The sequence below is a fragment of the Dactylosporangium vinaceum genome (assembly GCF_019904175.1).
In the GTDB taxonomy this organism is placed as follows: Bacteria; Actinomycetota; Actinomycetes; order Mycobacteriales; family Micromonosporaceae; genus Dactylosporangium; species Dactylosporangium vinaceum.
The window spans coordinates 4,019,065-4,032,540 of record NZ_CP061913.1 but is presented as its reverse complement, the minus strand read 5'-3'; the positions used below and the strand labels follow the sequence as shown (position 1 = coordinate 4,032,540).

The following is a 13,476-nucleotide window of genomic DNA, read 5'->3' as shown; positions in this document are numbered from 1 at the left end:
TCAGGCCTTCGCGCGGGTCAGGTTGAGCCGGGAGTTGGTGGAGTCGGTCGGCACGCCGGTGACGCCCTTGCGCACGGCCGTGATCAGCGTCGGGTTGTAGAGCCAGTCCGCCGCCGCGTCCTGGGCCACGATCCGGGCCGCCTGCTGCAGCAGCGAGGTGTAGCCGGCCTCGGAGGTGGCGGTGGTCGCCTGTTTGAACAGGTCCTGGACCTGGGCGTTGTTGTAGCCGAAGTAGTACTTCGGGTTGGCCCAGTTGCCGAAGTCGCGGGCCTCGGCGTGGTCGACGATGCTGAGTTGGAAGTCGTGGTTGGTGTACACGTCCTTGAGCCAGGCCGCGAACTCCACCGACTTGACCGTGAGCCGGATGCCGGCCGTGGCCAGCTGGCTGGTGAGCAGGTCGGTGATGGTGTTGCCGTAGAGGGAGGCCAGCTCGACCGTCAGGTCCAGCCCGTTGGGGTAGCCCGCGTCGGCGAGCAGCTGCTTGGCCTTCGCGACGTCGTGCGGGTACAGCTTGGAAAGGTCCTCGAAGCCGGGGTCGGAGTCGACGATCGGGCCGAAGAGCGTCTTGCCGCCGCCGGCCGCCTTGACGAGCGCGTCGTGGTCGATCGCGGTCCGGATCGCCTGGCGGACCCGGATGTCGGTGAACGGCTTGGCCGCGTTGTTGAAGGCCAGCACGTACTTGTCCGAGGCGAATCCGGTCACCAGGTCGTACTTCGCGTTGCTCCGGACCTGCGGGACCAGGTTCGGGTCGATGCCGGCCACGTCGACGGTGCCGCCCTGGACCGCGTTGACGACCGCGTTGGTGTCGCTGAACAGCTTGAACACGACCGAGCCGACCTGGGCCTTCTCGCCCCGGTAGCCGGGGTCGCGGGCCAGGGTCAGGGTGGCGCCGGGCTTGAACGAGGCGACCGTGAACGGCCCGGACCCGATCGCGGTGGACTTGGGGTCGTTGGTGGCCTTCCGGTCGAGCACGAGGCCGACCCGGCCGGAGAGGTTGTACAGCAGGGTCGGGTCGGGCTGCTTGACCTTGATGACGACGGTCTGGTCGTCGGGTGCGGTGACCGACTCGACGCTCGCCAGTTTCTGGTAGTCCTTGTACTGCTTGGCCGTCACCTCACCGATTGACCAGGCGACGTCCTTGGCCGTGAGCGGGTCGCCGTTGCTGAACCTCTGGTCCGGCAACAGCGTGAACGTGTAGGTCAGCGCGTCCGGTGACACCGCCCAGCTCTTGGCGACACTGGGCTGGATCGTCCCCTTCGGGTCGCTGGTGACGAGGGGCTGGAAGACGTTGTCGATGAGCGTCTGGTCGAGGGCGGCCCCGGCGGTGCTGCGGATGTCGAGGTTCTCCGGGAACAGCCGCAGCGCCACGGTGAGCGTCGTGTCGGTCGTGGCCGCTGCCTCGCCGTCCTTGTCGCCGCCGCGGGCCGCCCAGGCGGTCAGGCCGGCCGCGCCGAGCACGACGACGGCCGTCACGGCGCCGATCAGGATGGTCCGCCGGCGCCGGGAGGCGGCGTTGACCTCGCGCTGGTCCTGCAAGGTGGGGTCGGTGCTGTCACTCATATCGGATTCCTTCAGGAGGTGGAGAGCGCTGTGAATCCGCGGTCCAGGTCGGCCAGCAGGTCGCGGGCATCCTCGATGCCGACGGACAGGCGGACCAGGCCCGGGGCGACCCCGGCCTGCTCGCCCGCGCCGGAGCTGACCGTGGACGCGGGGTGGATGATCAGGCTGCGCACGTCGCCGATGTTGGCCAGGTGGCTGAACAGCCGGACCGCCTCGACGAACCGGCGGCCACCGTCCAGGCCCGCGGCCAGCTCGAACGCGACGACCGCCCCGGCGCCACGGGGCAGGTAGCGCTTGGCGAGGGTGGCCGACGGGCTCGACGGCAGCGCCGCGTAGTGCACCCGGGTCACCTCTGGGCGGTCCTCGAGGTAGGCCGCGACCGCCTCGGCGTTGGCGACGTGCTGGCGGACCCGCAGGCTCAGCGTCTCCAGGCCCTGCAGGAGCAGGAAGCTGTTGAACGGCGACGGCGCCGGGCCGTAGCCGCGCAGCACGGTGGTGCGCAGCCGCAGCGCGTAGGCCAGGCCGAGGCCGGCGAAGCGCTCCCAGTAGCCGACGTCGCCGTGGCTGGGATCGGCGGTGTGGAAGCCGGGCCAGCGTTCGGGCTCGGCCCCGAAGTCGAACGTGGCGCCGTCGACGACGACCCCGCCGATCGCGGTGCCGTGCCCGGCCAGGAACTTCGTCGTGGAGTGCACGACGATGTCGGCGCCGTGCTCGAGCGGCCGCAGCAGGTACGGCGTGGCCAGGGTGTTGTCGACGATCAGCGGCACCCGGGCGTGCTCGTGCGCGATCCGGGCGACCGCCTCGATGTCCAGCACGACGCCTGTCGGGTTGCCGATGCTCTCGGCGAAGAAGGCCCGCGTGCTCGGCCGCACTGCCCGGCGCCAGGCGTCGGTGTCGTTCACGTCCGGCAGCAGGGTCGTCTCGATGCCCAGCTCGGCGAAGCGCTCCCGCAGGAGCAGGACCGTGCCGCCGTAGACCTGGCCCGAGGCGACGACGTGGTCGCCGCTGCGCAGCAGGTTGAGCAGGGCCAGGGTGGTCGCGGCCTGCCCGCTGGCCACGGTCACGGCGGCCGAGCCACGCTCCAGGGCGGCGATGCGCTGCTCGGCGACGGCCGAGGTGGGGTTGGACAGCCGGGTGTAGGCGTGCTGCTCGAGGTCGTCGAGCCGGAACGACGCCGCCGCGTGGGCGGCATCGTCGAACACGAAGCTGGTCGTTGCGAAGATCGGGGTCGCCCGCGCCCCGGTCGCTGGATCGGGAGCGGCCCCGGCGTGCACCTGCAGGGTGTCGAAGCCCCACTCGTCATTCGTCGCCATCGTCGCTTAATATTACACTAAACCTATCAGTTAGCTAGGGTATAGAGATGCTGATTCCGTTGCGCCCGGCGGGCCCCCGGCCCGGCAAGCTCTACCGCTCCGGCTCCCTGCACCAGCTCGACGACGCCGACCGCCGCGACCTGGCGGCGCTGCGCATCGGCCTGATCGTCGACCTGCGCGACCCGGCCGAACGCGCCGACTCCCCCAGCGACCTGCGCGGCGTCGAGGCCACGGTGGTGCACGCTCCGGTGCTGGCCCAACCGCCCGCGGTGTTCCTGGCCGCGGACACGAGCCTGGACGCCTTCTACGATCACATCGTGGAGGAGCGCGGCCACGCCCTCGCCGCCGTGCTGCGACTGCTGGCCGCCTCGGGCCCGACGCCGGTGCTCGTACACTGCACCTCCGGCAAGGACCGCACCGGCCTCGTGGTGGCCCTTGCCCTAGCCCTGGCCGGCGTCGACCGGGCCGCGGTCGTGGCCGACTACGCCGCGTCCGAGCAACACCTGCCCTCGGCCCACGTGGAGGCCATCCTCGCCCGCTGGCCCCCGGGCGCGAACATCGCGACGCTGGTCCGGCTGAGCCCGCCGGCCGCTCTGGAGCGGATCCTCCGGCGCATCGACGAGCGGCACGGCTCCGTGGCCGGCTACGCCCGCGCCCACGGCCTGACCGACGAGGAACTGCTCCTGCTGACACAGATTCTCTAGGGTCGTGGCGCTGGACCGCCTCGACGGACGGGGACGTGGCATGGCGGGTGCGCCCCGACGGTGGCGGGCTACGGAGGTCTGGCCGTCCCGCTCGAGACGGCGGGTCAGGGCGTGGGCCGCCGGAGGGCCGTGCCGCCCTTCGCTGCTGACCGGCGCGAGCTCGCGCTGCTGCTCATGTCCGAGGCGTGCGGCAGCTTGCGCGGCCGTATAGATTCAGTACGCTAGCTTCATGAATCTAACGCGTTTGGTGATTCTCGGGCTCTTGGTTGAGCGCGGCGCGCAGCACGGCCATGAGCTGCGGCGCGCGGTGCAGGCGACAAAGGCCGACGAGTGGGCCGGTGTCGGCGCCGGGTCGCTGCACCGGGAGCTGCGCAAACTCGCGGACGACGAGCTGATCGAGCCGCTGCGCGTGGAGCGGGTCGACCGGCGCCCGGAGCGGACCGTCTACCAGGTCACCGAGGCCGGACGGGCCGAGCTGGACCTCCTGCGCGACCGCGCCGTCGCCGATCTGCACAACGGCGCCGACCCCCTCGCCGCCGGCCTGATCTTCGCCGGCTCCGTCGGGCGCGACGCACTCGCCGGCCTCCTGGGCCGCCACCGCCGCGCCGTGGAACAGGAGCTGGACCGACTGGCCGGCGAGCGCGAACGGGGCGAGCGTGAGGGGTACCTGCGGCCGGAGGTCTCGGCGCTGCAGGCGGCCGCGTTCCGGCGCAGCGAGCTGCGGGCCCGGGCCGAGCTGGCCTGGCACGACGAGTGGGACGCCGTCCTCGCCCGGGCTCCGGAGGCGCGCTCATGAGCGCCGGCTGGCCGGCGCTACGCCACCCGTTGTTCGTGCGGCTCTGGGCGGGTGGCGTGGTGTCCGCGGTCGGCACCCAGATGAGCAACGTCGCCAAGATCTGGATGCTGTACGAGCTGACCGGCTCGGCCGCCGCACTCGGCGTCGAGGGCCTTTGCTTCTCCATCCCGATGATGGTCCTGCCGCTGCTCACCGGACCCCTTGCCGATCGCGGCGACCGGGCTGCGCTGCTGCGGTGGGCGATGGCCGCGGAGGCCGCCATGGCCGCCGGGCTGGCCGTCGCGGCGGCCACCGGCACGCTGACGCCGTGGCTGCTCTTCGCCACCGCCGCCCTGGAGGCGACCCGGCTCGCCGTCGACATCCCGGCCCGCGGCGCGCTGATCGTCACCGTGGTGCCGCCCGCCGACCTGCACAGCGCCCAGTCGCTGTCCTCAACGGTCTACAGCGCCTCCGCCCTGCTCGGGCCGGCGATCGGCGGGCTGCTGCTCGCCGCGGCCGGGCCGGCCTGGGTGTTCGCGGTCAACGGGGTGAGCTGCCTGGTCGCGCTGGCCGCGTTCCGGGGCATGCCCCGCGGCCGCGGGCACCGGGACCAGGTCCGCCTGGGCGACGGCCTGCGGTTCGCCGGCCGCCACCGGGTCCTGCTGCGCCTGCAGGCGGTCCTGCTCACCACCGGCGCCCTGGTCATCGGGGTGGAGACGCTGCTACCCGTGCTCGACGCCGACCGCTGGCACGGCGGCTCGGTCGGCTACGGCCTGCTGCGCACCGCGCCCGGCCTGGCCGCGGTGGCCGCCGGCCTGGTCCTGGCCCGAGGCAGCGCCCCCGCCGCACCGGGCCGCACGATCGCGCTGTGCGTCGCCGCGGCCGCCGCGGCCCTCGCGGCCGTGCCGTTCGCACCCTGGCTGGCCGTCGCGTTCGTACTGCTCACGTTCGGGTCGATCGCCGTCAGCGCGGCCCAGGTCCACACCCTGACCCGGGTCCAGCAGATCACCCCGGACGAGGTGCGCGGCGCCGTCGGCGGGCTGACCGCGATGACGATGAGCGGCTTCGCCGGCGTCGGGGCGGCGGCGATGGCCCTGGCCGCGGCGGGAGGCGGGCCCGCACCGATCATCGCGACGGTCGCCGCGGCCACCGCGCTCACCGGGCTGAGCGTCCGGGCCGGTCGCGCGGCCGACGTGCCGGTCAGCGCTCGATGAAGGCTGCGATGAGCGCGGCCAGCTCGGCCGGGCGCTGCTCCTGGATGTTGTGCCGCGAGTCGAGCTCCTCGATGCGGGCTTTCGGGACGCGGGCCGCGAACTCGGCGACCACGTCCGGCGGCAGGTAGCCGTGCACGGCCCGGATGAGCAGGACCGGTACCGTCGCCGCTTCCAGCACCGGCCACAGATCGGTGAATTCGGCCCGCAGCAGCCCCGCGGCGTCCGGCGGCGGGCTGCCGAAGTGGTGCTTGAAGATCACCTTGCCGTCGGGGCGGACCCGGGTGTTGAACAGCACACCGCGGTCCAGGGCGGGGCCGGGGCCGGCGATCCCGGCGGCCACCGCGAGCTCGGCCACCTGGGCCCGGGACTCGAAGATCAGCGGGCCGGCCAGGAACGAGCGCACCTGCTGGGCGTCCTCGGCCCGCTGCCCGGGCGAGACGTCGACCAGGACGAGCCCGGCGACCAGGTCGGGGCGCAGCTGGGCGACGGCGAGGGCGACCAGGCCGCCGAGTGACTGGCCGACCAGCACCTGCGGCCGGTCGGTCAGGGCCTCGACGGCGGCGGCCACGGCCGGGGCGACGGTGCGCGGGGCGTAGTCGAAGTCGGCCCGCCACTCGGAGTCGCCGTGGCCGGGCAGGTCCAGGGCGAGGGCCGGGCGGGCCAGCAGGAGCAGGGTCGAGTCCCAGGTGTGGGCGTTGAGGGCGGCGCCGTGCAGGAACGTCACCTCCGGCCGGTCGCCCCAGATCAGGGCGCTGACCCGGCCGCCGATGGTGCCGGTGTCGGTCCGGCGGACCCGCGGCAGGAGCCCGGTGTAGCAGACATCCCGGGCGGTCGCGGCAAGCAGCGCGAACTCGTTGGCCATGCGCCCACAATATCCGCTAAACCTATCATCTTGATAGGTTGAGGCATGCTCCGGCGGCGGCCGTGGCGCGATCACCGGGGCCTTCATCAATCAGGTGGCGGCGGCGTCATGCCTATAAAACCTATCGGCTTAATAGCATTTTGGCGAGAACCGTTGACAGGCGCCGCATCGCCGCGCTGCACTTGAGCTATGACACGGCTCTGGGCCCGGCACCACATCGACTTCGGTCGCGTGTGGTCGGCCTCGTGTCCGGACTGACACTCTCTGCCCCATCCCGGCCGCTCGTGAGGATTTGAGATGTCAGCCCCAACCGCTCGCACACCACAGTCCACAGTGGACTCGCACCGCTACGACTCGGCGTACGTCGTGGTCGCCCTGCCCATCCCGGACGCCGGAGATGACGACGGCGTGGCTCCGCCGCTTGTCTACCGGACCCGCCTCCGCCACGGCCGGCTGGACCACAACCGCCACCCATGACCCACGACACCAGACGCCCGCCCGACCCGCGCCGGATCGCCGCGGCGGCCACCCTCCGCCGCGACCCGATCGTCATCGTCCCCTACGACGAGCAGTGGCCGGCCCGCTTCGACCGCGAACGCCGCCTCGTCGAGGCCGCCCTGCACGGGCACCTCGTCGGCCGGGTCGAGCACGTCGGCAGCACCGCGATCCCGGGCCTGCCGGCCAAGCCGATCATCGACATGCTGGCCACCATCGCCGACTACGACGACTCGGCCGGACTCGCGGCCCACCTGGCCCCGATCGGCTGGGTCCACGCCCCGGAGCCCGGCGACGAGGAGTCGCGCAAGTGGTCGTTCTGCTACCCGGGCATCGCCCACCGCAGCCACCACCTGCACATCTACGAGGCCGCCGCGCCGAACCCGGCGATCCTGCTGCGGTTCCGCGACCACCTGCGCACGCACCCGACCCAGGCCGCCGAGTACGCCCGCCTCAAGCAGCGCCTGGCCGCTGCCGACGACCGCGACCGCCCTCGCTACCGCGCCGGCAAGGCCCCCTTCATCGAGGAGCTGCTCCGCCGCCTGGACCCGCAACCCCCGGGAGCCGCGCGCCCGCGTGGGTGAATGCGGGTGTCGCGGCCGTGGCGGTCCTGGGTCGTCAGAAGGTGTTGTAGTGGTGCTCGGCGCCTTCTCGTTTGGTGTAGAGGTCCCAGTAGAGCTGGGCGATCGTGTCGGGCTGGGTCTCGAGGCCGCCGGTGCCGATCCAGACCGAGAGGGGGATGTGGGCGGCGTAGACGCCGGTGCCGTCGGTGACCTGGTGCAGCTTGAGGACCCAGGAGCGCAGGGCGGCGCTGGCGAGTGCGATGTTGGCGAACTCCGGCGGTGCCGGGGTGGGGTCGACCGATGACGCACCGGTGGTGAACAGCAGGGTACCGCTGCCGCGTTCGAGCATGTCGGGCAGGACCTGCTGGGCGGCGGTGATGCCACCGTAGAGGTAGTAGTCGAGCTGCGGCTGGATGTTCTCGACGGTGACGTCCAGCGGACTCGCCATGGTGATGCCGGGCACCGGGCTGTGCGGGGCGGGCGAGTACTCCAGGACGTCGACGGTGCCGAACCGCTGCTTGATCCTGGCGAAGGCGCCGACAAGCGAGGCGCGGTCCATGACGTCAGCGGCGAAACCGGCGGCGTCGATGCCGGCCTGGCCGAGTTCGGCGGCGAGGGTGTCGAGTTTGCTCTGGGTACGGGACACGAGCGCGACGGAGAAGCCGTTGCTGCCGAAGGTCTTCGCGATGGACCGGCCGAGGCCGGGGCCGGCGCCGACGATGGCGATAGCGGGCATGGTTGTTTCCTTTCGGGGGCGGACAGTGGGTTCCCAGGTGCAGCGTTGTCCGGGCCGGCGGGGTCACCGCCGTCTCCCGATCACGTCCGGCTTAAGTGGTGCCTTTCCTCCATTTCAACATAGCACCGAAGTGGCGCCTCGGCTCCACTTGTGCGATCCTGAGCATGTGACGAGCCGGACACCCATCGAGAAGCCGATGCGTGCCGACGCTTTGCGCAACCGCAACGCGATCATCGCCGCCGCCCGGCACGCGTTCGCCGAACAAGGGCTCCAGGTGCCGCTCGACGAGATCGCCCGGCGAGCCGGCGTCGGGGAGGCAACACTGCACCGGCGGTTCCCGGACCGCGAGTCCTTGATCGCGGCCGCGTTCAGCGACAAGATGGCCGACTACGCCGACGCCGCAACACAAGCGCTCGCGGACCCTGATCCGTGGGCCGGGTTCTGCGGCTATGTGCGCCGGGTGTGCGCGATGCAGTCCGGTGACCGCGGCTTCGCCGAGCTGCTCACCCTGACCTTCGCCGCCACCAATCCCGCGATCGAGGACCTCGAGGGCCGCCGCGCTCGCGCCTACCGCGACTGGGTCACCATCGTGCGCCGCGCCAAAGCCTCCGGGCACCTGCGCACCGACTTCCACCCCGACGACATGATCCTGCTGCTCATGGCCAACGCCGGCGTCGTCGCCGCCACCGCCGGCATCGCCCCGCACGCCTGGCAACGCATCGTCGAATACCTGCTGCAGGCATTCACCACCGAACACGCCCGCGAACTGCCCGCGCCACCGCAGCGCGGAGCCCTCCTCCGAGCCATGCACCGCAGCCAGCAGACCGCTGGGTGAGCATTTCCCCATCGCGTCTCGCCAGCCCACGGACGGCCGAGAGCACAAGGGCCCGATCCCTCGGCCTACTCCCCCGCCGAAAGGGACATGATGCCCAGATCGCCGGCGCGTTCGCCCGAGCGGCGCAGCTGACAGCCAAGGCGCTGGGGCGAGGTTTCCTGTAGCGTTTCAGGCCGCCAGCAGCGCTGACGTGATGTCATGCAGCAGGCGGGCGTCGCGCAGGTCCCACAGTCCCGGCTCCAGGGCCACCCGGCGACCCTCGAGCACGGCGGTGAGCGGCCCGGGTACGCGCGGCTCCAGGAACGGCAGGATCTGTGCGACGGCCGTGGCCACCGGCTTGCCGATGATGCGCAGGTGGTCGACCTCGGCGGCGGTCACCGGGTCGTACTCACCGGCGAAGCTGGTGACGACCACGCCCGGGTGGTTGAGGACGTACCGGATGCCGGCGCCGGCGTGGCGGTCGACATGGTCGACGCCGAGCAGGTCGTTGAGCCGGCCGGCGTGGCCCATCGCCCGCACGCCGTGGTACGACCGCTCGAGCTGCAGGTCGTCCCACTGCACCGGTCCGGTCTGCCCGGCTCCGCCGAAGTTGAGTACGACCGGGTGCTCCGCGCGGCCGAGCGGGGCAGCCAGGCCATGACTGAGCAGGAACCGGCTGAGGTAGAACAGGGCGAAGTTGGTCTCGAACCCCTCGGCCGTGACGGTGCGCACGGAGCGGTGGTAGCGGGCGCCCAGCACGAGCACATCGATGACCGGGAACCGCTGCGCGAGCTGTTCGGCCAGGCGGCGGTTCTCGGCCACCAGGCTCAGATCCGCGGCCACGAAGTGCGCCCGCTCGCTGGAGTCCGCGAACGACTTGCCCTTGCGGGCGCTGCGGCCGACGACGAGCACCTCGAAGCCGCGGCGCAGGTACTCCTCGGCGAGCGCCCGCCCGATGCCGTCGGTACCGCCCGTGACCACTGCCGTACCCATGCGCGCGCCCCTTCCCCAAAGTGCTTTGAATAATCAAAGCATGTTCGGCGACGATGCAGCGGTCCGGGCTAGCCGGTCGTGTCGGCCCCGATGAGCCGGCGCATACCTTCGAGCATGTGCTCCTCGACGAGCAGCAGCACCTCGGCCACCTGGTCGAGCCGGTCGCCCGGGATGCCGGCGAAGATCTCGCGCAGCAGCTCCAGCCGGGCCGCGCGTACCCTCGCGACCATCCGGCGCCCGTCGTCGGTGATGACGATCATGGTGGCCCGGCGGTCACGCTCCATCGGGACCGCCTCGACCAGCTGCTTCTTGCGCAGCTGCCGCAGCTGCAGCGAGGTCGTCGAGATGTCGATCTGCAGGCACTCGGCGATGTCGGAGATCCGCATCGGCTCGGCCAGGTCGAAGAACTCCAGCAGCCGCAGCTCGCTCGGTTGAAGATCACTGCCCGAGCGGCTCGCGACCTCGCCGCGGACATGACGGCTTTCGGCCCATCGCACCATTGCCGAGACACCCGCCTCGAACCGATCCAGCGATGGCGCCGCGACCGCATCGGGCTGGGGCGACACCGCAGGGCTCACCGACTCAGGCTACCGCCTACGCCCGGCCCGGCGGCGCGCACATCATGAGATCAACGAGGCGGAATGGCTCTGATGGACACACGGCTCATCGGTCGCCGTTGCCGTCAGCACCCTGTGGTGGTTGCGGTAGGTCGGGCCGGGTGGCGAGGACGTCGGACCACCATCGGCGGGCCACCCGCGGGTGGGAGCGCAGCCAGCCGATGAGCGCCTTCTCGCCGTACGCGGCCAGCAGCGGGTTGTCGGGATCGTCGCTGACGCCACGCGCCCGGTCCGCCAGCTCGGGCGGTAGCGGTATCGGCTCGACGACCGCATCGAGTCTGGGTCCGAGGAAGAACGGCACCGAGTACCGATCCACATCGGACGGCGGGCTTACCACCCGGTGGACCGTGGCCCGCAGGTACCCCCGGGTGGCGACCTCCAGCATCTCACCGATGTTGCACACGAGCGCACCCGGCACTGGCGGCACATCCAGCCAACGCCCCGGCTCCACCTCCACCTGCAGGCCGCCGACCTCGTCCTGCAGGACGAACGCGAGGTAGCCGTAGTCCTTGTGGGCCCCGACCCCCTGCCGTGGGCCGGCCGACGGACCACCGCCCCCACCCGGGTACCGGACCACCTTCAGCGACACCGACGCCTCGCTGTCGAACCAGGTGTCGAAGTACTCCTCGGACTGGCCGAGGGCAGCCGCGAGCGCCCGCAGCACCTCGCGCGCGGCGCGGTCGGCCTCGGCGAGCCAGCGCAGCACGGCCGGTCGCAGTGCCGCAACGGCGGTCGGCCATTGGTTGGGGCCGATCAGCCGCAGGTACGGCGGGTCGCCGGGGCCCAGCGCCAACGCCTCGCGCTCCGGTCCGATGTCGAGCTGATCGCGCTGGTCGGCCACGCCGGCGGTCACCTCGGCACCGACACGGGTGTATCCGCGGAACTGCGGCGAGTTGACGTTCTCGATGGCCAGCCGGTCGGGCAGCGGCAGGGCGAAGAACTCCCGGGCCGCCGACAGTACCCCTTCGGCGGCGTCGTCGGGGATGCCGTGGCCGACCACCGCAAAGAACCCGATGTCATGGGCGGCGGCCCGCAGCTCGTCGAGGAGGGCCGCCCGCGGTCCGGGGCCGGCACGCAACTGCGAGATGTCGAGTACCGGTATCACCCGGCCGGTCTGCGTGGTGGTCATCCGCCCTCCAAGCCGTTCGGCGCCCGATGCATAGTATTCCCATCTTGAAAGCAGGTATGTACATCGGCTGGATTGGGGCCCGGCCGGCGCGAGCGCCGCGGTACTGCTGGCGTCCGGTTCCGGCACCTGACCCGGACCTTCGCCACGGTCCGGGTCAACCGGCACGCGGCCGGCGTCTCACGAGGCGGGTCGTCGATCGCGGCGCGGATCGGCGGCGCGGCGGCGAAGGGCGGCTTGGCGGTCAGAGGCCGAGGTTGTCGCGCAGGGTCGGGCCCAGGTAGTCCTCCTTGACGATGCCGCGCTTGCGCAGGTGATGCAGGAGGCCGTTGACGACGTAGTCGTGCTGGACCGGGTCGTGCAGTCCGCCGACCGACAGCACGTCGAGCACGCCGGCGCGGAACCGCTCCTCCACCGCGTCGGCGAGCTGCTCGGGCGTGCCGGCGACGTTCCAGTGGCCGGTGTCCTGGGCGGCGATGATCAGCTCGCGCAGCGTGTACCCCTGCTTGATGAACCCGCTGAAGATCTCCGCCCGCCCCCGGCGCCGCCCGATCGCGGCCACGTCGGGCAGCAGGCTCTCCGGCAACGGCTCGTCCAGCGGAGCTTCCGAGAGGTCGACGTGCCCGCCCAGCATCTCGGCCAGCCAGCCGCGCCCGGCCTGGAAGTCGATTGCCTCGTGCCGCTCGCGGACCAACCGTCGGGCCTCGGCCTCGGTCGCGCCGAACGTGGCGTGGAACGAGCTGAAGATGAGCGGCAGACCCGGCTGGCGCCCCAGCTCGGCCGCGCGGCCGCGAATCCGGCCGGTGAACTCGCGGGCGCTGTCCAGGGTGGCGAGGGCCGTGAAGACGACCTCGGCGTAGGTCGCCCCCAGCTCGATCCCGGCCGCCGACTGGCCGGCCTGGATGAGCACCGGGCGGCCCTGCGGCAGCGGCGGCAGGTTCAGCGGGCCGGCGACGCTGAAGTACTTCCCCACGTGGTCGATCGCCCGGACCTTGCTGGGGTCCAGGACCGCGCGGCCGTCCGCGCCGAGGCGCAGCGCCCCGGGTTGCCAGCTATCCCACAGCGCGTTGACGATGTCGAGGGTCTCGGCCGCCCGGGCGTAGCGCTCCTCGGGGCTCGGCAGGCCGTCCGGACCGAAGTTCTCCTCGCCGATGGAGGAGGTGACGAGGTTCCAGGCCGCCCGGCCGTTGCTGACATGGTCGAGCGTGCCGAAGAGCCGGGCCAGGTTGTACGGGTGGTGGAAGGTCGTCGACACGGTCGCGATGAGCCCGATGCTGGTGGTCACCTGGCTCAGCGCGGCGACGTACACCAGCGGCTCCTGCGCCCCGATCGTCCCCTGGGCTCCGAAGCTCAGCAGATCCGGCACGAAGAGCGCGTCGATGCGGGCCGCCTCGGCCAGGGCGGCCACCGTGCGGGCGGTGTCCACCGTGGACTTGCCGGGGTCGAGGGCGAGCTCATAGGGGCCGGGGAAGCCTCCGGCGCCGGTGACGATGCCCAGGGTGCGGGGCGGACGTACAGCCATGCCCCGATTATATCCTATCTTTTCTATGTGTAAGATGTGATATTCACGCACCGTCCTTCCGGCCGAGCACAGCAGGCCCGGTGGCAACGAGCGTCCGGCGTCACAGCCCCAGCCTCAGCCCGGCGCCGTGTACGCCGTGCTCACCGACGACCACCCGAACGGGCTCCAGAATCGCTATTCCG

General features: G+C 71.9%; 14 protein-coding genes. 6 read left to right on the top strand and 8 right to left on the bottom strand.

What is annotated here, in order from left to right; all coding sequences use genetic code 11:
- Together Dvina_RS18105 and Dvina_RS18100 are read right to left on the bottom strand one after the other, a co-directional pair.
- The gene (locus Dvina_RS18105; RefSeq protein WP_223103638.1) at positions 1-1,560 is read right to left on the bottom strand and encodes an ABC transporter substrate-binding protein; all 1,560 of its coding nucleotides are present in this window, start codon (positions 1,558-1,560) and stop codon (positions 1-3) included.
- Positions 1,561-1,571: 11 nt separating this feature from the next.
- Positions 1,572-2,873, bottom strand: coding sequence for an O-acetylhomoserine aminocarboxypropyltransferase/cysteine synthase family protein (locus Dvina_RS18100; RefSeq protein ID WP_223103637.1), 1,302 nt, complete (start codon positions 2,871-2,873; stop codon positions 1,572-1,574).
- 47 nt (positions 2,874-2,920) lie between these two features.
- Here Dvina_RS18100 and Dvina_RS18095 point away from each other — a divergent pair, with 47 nt between their 5' ends.
- The 3 genes from Dvina_RS18095 to Dvina_RS18085 all read left to right on the top strand — a co-directional run bounded on the left by Dvina_RS18095 (position 2,921) and on the right by Dvina_RS18085 (position 5,566).
- Positions 2,921-3,577: a tyrosine-protein phosphatase gene (locus tag Dvina_RS18095; protein ID WP_223103636.1), complete on the top strand. Its 657-nt coding sequence runs from the start codon at positions 2,921-2,923 to the stop codon at positions 3,575-3,577.
- A 229-nt stretch (positions 3,578-3,806) separates the two neighbouring features.
- A complete protein-coding gene (locus Dvina_RS18090; RefSeq protein WP_223103635.1) occupies positions 3,807-4,373 on the top strand; it encodes a PadR family transcriptional regulator in 567 nt (188 codons plus the stop codon).
- Positions 4,370-5,566: an MFS transporter gene (locus tag Dvina_RS18085; RefSeq protein WP_223103634.1), complete on the top strand. Its 1,197-nt coding sequence runs from the start codon at positions 4,370-4,372 to the stop codon at positions 5,564-5,566. The genes Dvina_RS18090 and Dvina_RS18085 overlap by 4 nt, the downstream gene beginning before the upstream one ends.
- Here Dvina_RS18085 and Dvina_RS18080 read toward each other — a convergent pair.
- A complete protein-coding gene (locus tag Dvina_RS18080) occupies positions 5,553-6,428 on the bottom strand; it encodes an alpha/beta fold hydrolase (protein WP_223103633.1) in 876 nt (291 codons plus the stop codon). The two genes, Dvina_RS18085 and Dvina_RS18080, sit on opposite strands and share 14 nt — an antisense overlap.
- Before the next feature lie 297 nt (positions 6,429-6,725).
- On the opposite strand from Dvina_RS18080, the gene Dvina_RS18075 reads away from it, so the two are divergent.
- Entirely contained in the window at positions 6,726-6,905 is a 180-nt protein-coding gene (locus Dvina_RS18075) for a hypothetical protein (RefSeq protein ID WP_223103632.1), read from the top strand.
- Positions 6,902-7,507, top strand: coding sequence for a GrpB family protein (locus tag Dvina_RS18070; protein ID WP_223103631.1), 606 nt, complete (start codon positions 6,902-6,904; stop codon positions 7,505-7,507). Before Dvina_RS18075 ends, Dvina_RS18070 begins: the two co-directional genes overlap by 4 nt.
- A gap of 34 nt (positions 7,508-7,541) precedes the next feature.
- Here the strand turns inward: Dvina_RS18070 and Dvina_RS18065 are convergent, their stop codons facing one another.
- Positions 7,542-8,222, bottom strand: a complete 681-nt coding sequence (locus Dvina_RS18065; RefSeq protein ID WP_223103630.1) for an SDR family NAD(P)-dependent oxidoreductase — start codon at positions 8,220-8,222, stop codon at positions 7,542-7,544.
- A gap of 166 nt (positions 8,223-8,388) precedes the next feature.
- Between Dvina_RS18065 and Dvina_RS18060 the strand changes: the two genes are divergently transcribed.
- Positions 8,389-9,057, top strand: a complete 669-nt coding sequence (locus Dvina_RS18060; protein ID WP_246656295.1) for a TetR/AcrR family transcriptional regulator — start codon at positions 8,389-8,391, stop codon at positions 9,055-9,057.
- A gap of 168 nt (positions 9,058-9,225) precedes the next feature.
- On the opposite strand, the gene Dvina_RS18055 is transcribed toward Dvina_RS18060, so the two are convergent.
- The 4 genes from Dvina_RS18055 to Dvina_RS18040 form a co-directional block, all read right to left on the bottom strand.
- A complete protein-coding gene (locus Dvina_RS18055; RefSeq protein WP_223103629.1) occupies positions 9,226-10,029 on the bottom strand; it encodes an SDR family NAD(P)-dependent oxidoreductase in 804 nt (267 codons plus the stop codon).
- Positions 10,030-10,097: 68 nt separating this feature from the next.
- Entirely contained in the window at positions 10,098-10,607 is a 510-nt protein-coding gene (locus tag Dvina_RS18050; RefSeq protein WP_223103628.1) for a MarR family winged helix-turn-helix transcriptional regulator, read from the bottom strand.
- An 85-nt stretch (positions 10,608-10,692) separates the two neighbouring features.
- Complete coding sequence (locus Dvina_RS18045) at positions 10,693-11,775, bottom strand: isopenicillin N synthase family dioxygenase (RefSeq protein ID WP_223103627.1); 1,083 nt, start codon at positions 11,773-11,775, stop codon at positions 10,693-10,695.
- 241 nt (positions 11,776-12,016) lie between these two features.
- Positions 12,017-13,294: an NtaA/DmoA family FMN-dependent monooxygenase gene (locus Dvina_RS18040; protein WP_223103626.1), complete on the bottom strand. Its 1,278-nt coding sequence runs from the start codon at positions 13,292-13,294 to the stop codon at positions 12,017-12,019.
- Positions 13,295-13,476: the final 182 nt, after the last annotated feature.

Bases quoted from the DNA above. Each gene is read 5' to 3' on its own strand.
- Dvina_RS18105 (WP_223103638.1), bottom strand. From the start codon at position 1,560: ATGAGTGACAGCACCGACCCCACCTTGCAGGACCAGCGCGAGGTCAAC.
- Dvina_RS18100 (WP_223103637.1), bottom strand. From the start codon at position 2,873: ATGGCGACGAATGACGAGTGGGGCTTCGACACCCTGCAGGTGCACGCC.
- Dvina_RS18095 (WP_223103636.1), top strand. From the start codon at position 2,921: ATGCTGATTCCGTTGCGCCCGGCGGGCCCCCGGCCCGGCAAGCTCTAC.
- Dvina_RS18090 (WP_223103635.1), top strand. From the start codon at position 3,807: ATGAATCTAACGCGTTTGGTGATTCTCGGGCTCTTGGTTGAGCGCGGC.
- Dvina_RS18085 (WP_223103634.1), top strand. From the start codon at position 4,370: ATGAGCGCCGGCTGGCCGGCGCTACGCCACCCGTTGTTCGTGCGGCTC.
- Dvina_RS18080 (WP_223103633.1), bottom strand. From the start codon at position 6,428: ATGGCCAACGAGTTCGCGCTGCTTGCCGCGACCGCCCGGGATGTCTGC.
- Dvina_RS18075 (WP_223103632.1), top strand. From the start codon at position 6,726: ATGTCAGCCCCAACCGCTCGCACACCACAGTCCACAGTGGACTCGCAC.
- Dvina_RS18070 (WP_223103631.1), top strand. From the start codon at position 6,902: ATGACCCACGACACCAGACGCCCGCCCGACCCGCGCCGGATCGCCGCG.
- Dvina_RS18065 (WP_223103630.1), bottom strand. From the start codon at position 8,222: ATGCCCGCTATCGCCATCGTCGGCGCCGGCCCCGGCCTCGGCCGGTCC.
- Dvina_RS18055 (WP_223103629.1), bottom strand. From the start codon at position 10,029: ATGGGTACGGCAGTGGTCACGGGCGGTACCGACGGCATCGGGCGGGCG.
- Dvina_RS18045 (WP_223103627.1), bottom strand. From the start codon at position 11,775: ATGACCACCACGCAGACCGGCCGGGTGATACCGGTACTCGACATCTCG.
- Dvina_RS18040 (WP_223103626.1), bottom strand. From the start codon at position 13,294: ATGGCTGTACGTCCGCCCCGCACCCTGGGCATCGTCACCGGCGCCGGA.